Source organism: Protofrankia sp. CiT1 (assembly GCF_917627335.1).
GTDB lineage: Bacteria > Actinomycetota > Actinomycetes > Frankiales > Frankiaceae > Protofrankia.
Map to the genome: position 1 here is coordinate 1 of NZ_CAKJTP010000137.1, position 3025 is coordinate 3025.

Below are 3025 nucleotides of genomic sequence, written 5' to 3' on the forward strand. Positions count from 1 at the left end.
CCGCGCCGCGCGTCATCGCTCCCTGTCCATCGCCGCGCGATGCGCGGCTACCCCGGCTCATCGGTCAACACCCCCAGAGCCAGGTCACAGGCTGGGGGCTAGTTCCACCATCCGTTCCACGTCGTTGCGATAGGACAAAAGGCAGGGCATGGGAACGTCGAGCCGTTCCCCCGTCCGGATGACGTCATCGTAGATCTCGTACAGTTCCGCGGGCGCGTACCGGCTGCGGTTGACCGAGATTCGCTGGGGCAGCTCTCCGCGGAGCATGAGCCGTACCGCCGGTGCCACCGTCGACGGCGGAAGCACGAACGGTCGGGCGTCCTGCGCAAAACGCACCTCCGCCCCGCGTGCAACGCATACCTGCATGGCTTCCCGGCCCGCATGCAGCGCGTCGTAGACAGCTCGGTTGCTGCGCGTGAAACGCTCGAATCCACGGGCACGGGCAGCACCGCATATCCATGCGGTGATACTGGCGAAATACACCCACAGCCAGTGCTCCATGTTGGGACGGATCTCCGGCCGGAAACCGGCTTCCGCGAAGAACGCGGCGAAGCGGCCCAGATTCTGCTCGGCGATGTCCGTCATCGTGTCGCCCGTTGCGATGTCACCCGTGGCCGCTCCGGGTGCCCCCCGCCCGGACATGCTCGGCCCGAGCACGATCCCGCCCTCAAGGGCGCCGGTCAACACGTTGTTGATGATGCCGCCGCCGGCCCGGGGAGCGCCCAGCACGTACTGGTCCTTGCCCAGACAGGAATCGATGAAGTCCAGCCCACGCCAGTTGTGGTTCAGGAACAGCACGGTGGCCGCGCCAAGGTTTCGCGCGAGCCCGGGCAGGACGTCCGGGGTCTGGGTATGCCGGACGGCAAGCACAACGAGCTCGACGCCATCCGCCGGACGCAGCTCGGTGACAACACGAGGATGGAAACGCTCGGTGACCTCCCGGCGGCGCCTGCCCCGGACGTCGAGAATACTCAGATCGATCCCGTCGGCCCATCGGTCCACCTGCTCCGGCCGGACCAGCAGGCTGACCTCGTGCCCGGCCCGTGACAGCGCCCAGGCATGCAGCGTACCGATCACTCCACCACCGAACACCAGAACACGCATGGCATCCAGTATCCGAATCGGGTGGGACGTTCGGCAGAGTCGATGGCCTGTCCGCGGGCAGCACAAAGACCCACCTGGCGATGGCCTTCCCGCGATCGATGGAAAGGCCTGTTACCTTTCCCCGCTCATCCGTTCGGGCCGGGAAACGGCGGCGGGCCAGCCGGTCGATAACGACCGGCAAGCGATCTTTTCACCTGTTCGACGAGTTCAGTTGCCGCGGCCTCACGCGGGAGGCCAACGAGATCAATGGCAACGATACCCCGCAGCAATCCGTCCGGCTTGCATTCCGCCACCCGCACCGGGATCAGCCTCCGTCGCATCCCGTCGGGGTCGCGCTGCCACGCGGCATGCCATTCGGCCTGTACCTCCACCGCCTGCAGGTAGTTGTCCGACAGCACCACCAAGGTACGTTCGGAATACCTGATCGCGTCGTCGAGCCGCCGCAGGTCGTGTTGGCCAGGCAGCGCGTCCCAGGTCTCGATATGCACCCGGTACCCACGCTGCTCAAGCTCCCAGGCGATCCAGGTGCCCCAGTTCTCGTCCGCCTCGGCGGCGGAGACGAGAAAGTCCCAGCGGGCCGCGTCGGCGGGCTTGTCATCGGTGACCGCCGCGGCTGGGCGCTCCGCGGCGGCGCGGTCGGTCTCGGCGCCGCGGCCGGCGGCCGGCACCTGCACCCAGGCCGTACCGGAGAACTTCGGAACCTCGACTGTGACCTCGCGGAACTCCCCTGGGTCCAGACCGCGGAGCTGCTCGGCAACGGTGGCGGCGTACAGCTCGTCGGAGACGATAAGCGCAAGATCTTCGGATGGCGCATCCGCGAGCACCTGGCGCACCGGCGGGGCGTCCACCAGCCGGGCCGCGACGATGGTCGGCTGGCCAGCGAAGCCGGTACCGTCGACGATCACATCACCGTGATGCAACGCCAGCCGCACCCGGACCCGACCGGTGTCGTTACGGGTCCGGTTGAAGGCCCGCAGTGCTATCCGCAGCTCGCGGACGAAATCCGCGGCGAGTGTCGCCTTGGGGACGCTGACGGCGACAACACCGAGAAAACCGTCGCCCCGGTCCTGTAGCTGGATGGCGTCGGCGGCTATACCGGTCCGCCCGCAGGCCTCGTCGACGATCTCGCGCAGGCCCCGGCGCCAGGCAAGCTGGACGAGAGTGCCGTGCGCGCTGAACCGCACCGCGTCCAGAGCGAGCACGGTGTACGGCAGCGGAAGGCCATCGGGCGAGCTGAACCCGCCGGGTACGCCCGCGGCAGCGGCTGGCCCATGGCCAGCGGCGGTTCCAGCGGCGGAGAATCCAGCCGCGAAATCCCGCGCCTGCGCGAACACCGGATTCGCCGGGTAGCGCTCGGCAGCGGCGGCGAGAATCCGCCGCCGGCCATCCGGCAACCCGCCGCTGTCGAGAAAGTTGTTCACCTCCACCCAGAACACCAGCGGAGACTGTGCCGGCGCCCAGGACGGCTGTTCGAGTCGGTCCACGCCAGCGCGTTCCAGTAACTGGACGGCGCTCAGCGAAGTGGCGAACGCCCCCGCGAGCGCCCGGATCTCCAGCTCGGTCAGCCGCTCGCTCAAGGCCCCCCCATGAAAAACGCCATCTGCCCGGCCCATCCCGAGCGGAACTGGACGCGCCATGTTCGCACGTTACGACCGAGGGTACCGAGCCCGGCTGTTGGCAGTTCCGCTCCCCCGCCGCTCCCCTCCGGATCGACGGACGAGCGGGCAGGCGGGCAGGCGGGCAGGCGCTCGGCGAGGTGTCCGCCGGGAGCAAACCGGGACCACACGGTCAGGAAAGCCAGCTGTCCGGCTCGCCGCCTCCAGGCGGCCCCTGGCCGCGTTCTCGGCCAGACCGATACCACTCATCCGGTATCGGTGTGGCCCGCGGCCGTGCCAGGGGCCGCTTGGACGCGGCTTCCTGT

Annotated in this window: 2 protein-coding genes; both read right to left on the reverse strand. The window is 68.8% G+C overall.

Going from position 1 to position 3025, the window contains the following annotated elements; genetic code table 11:
* Nucleotides 1–84 precede the first annotated feature (84 nt).
* Complete coding sequence (locus MJ785_RS17395; RefSeq protein WP_239311732.1) at nucleotides 85–1104, reverse strand: ketopantoate reductase family protein; 1020 nt, start codon at nucleotides 1102–1104, stop codon at nucleotides 85–87.
* Between the two features lie 125 nt (nucleotides 1105–1229).
* Nucleotides 1230–2681 (reverse strand): TIR domain-containing protein, encoded by a 1452-nt coding sequence (locus MJ785_RS17400; RefSeq protein WP_239381803.1) that lies wholly within the window; start codon nucleotides 2679–2681, stop codon nucleotides 1230–1232.
* Between the last annotated feature and the right edge of the window lie 344 nt (nucleotides 2682–3025).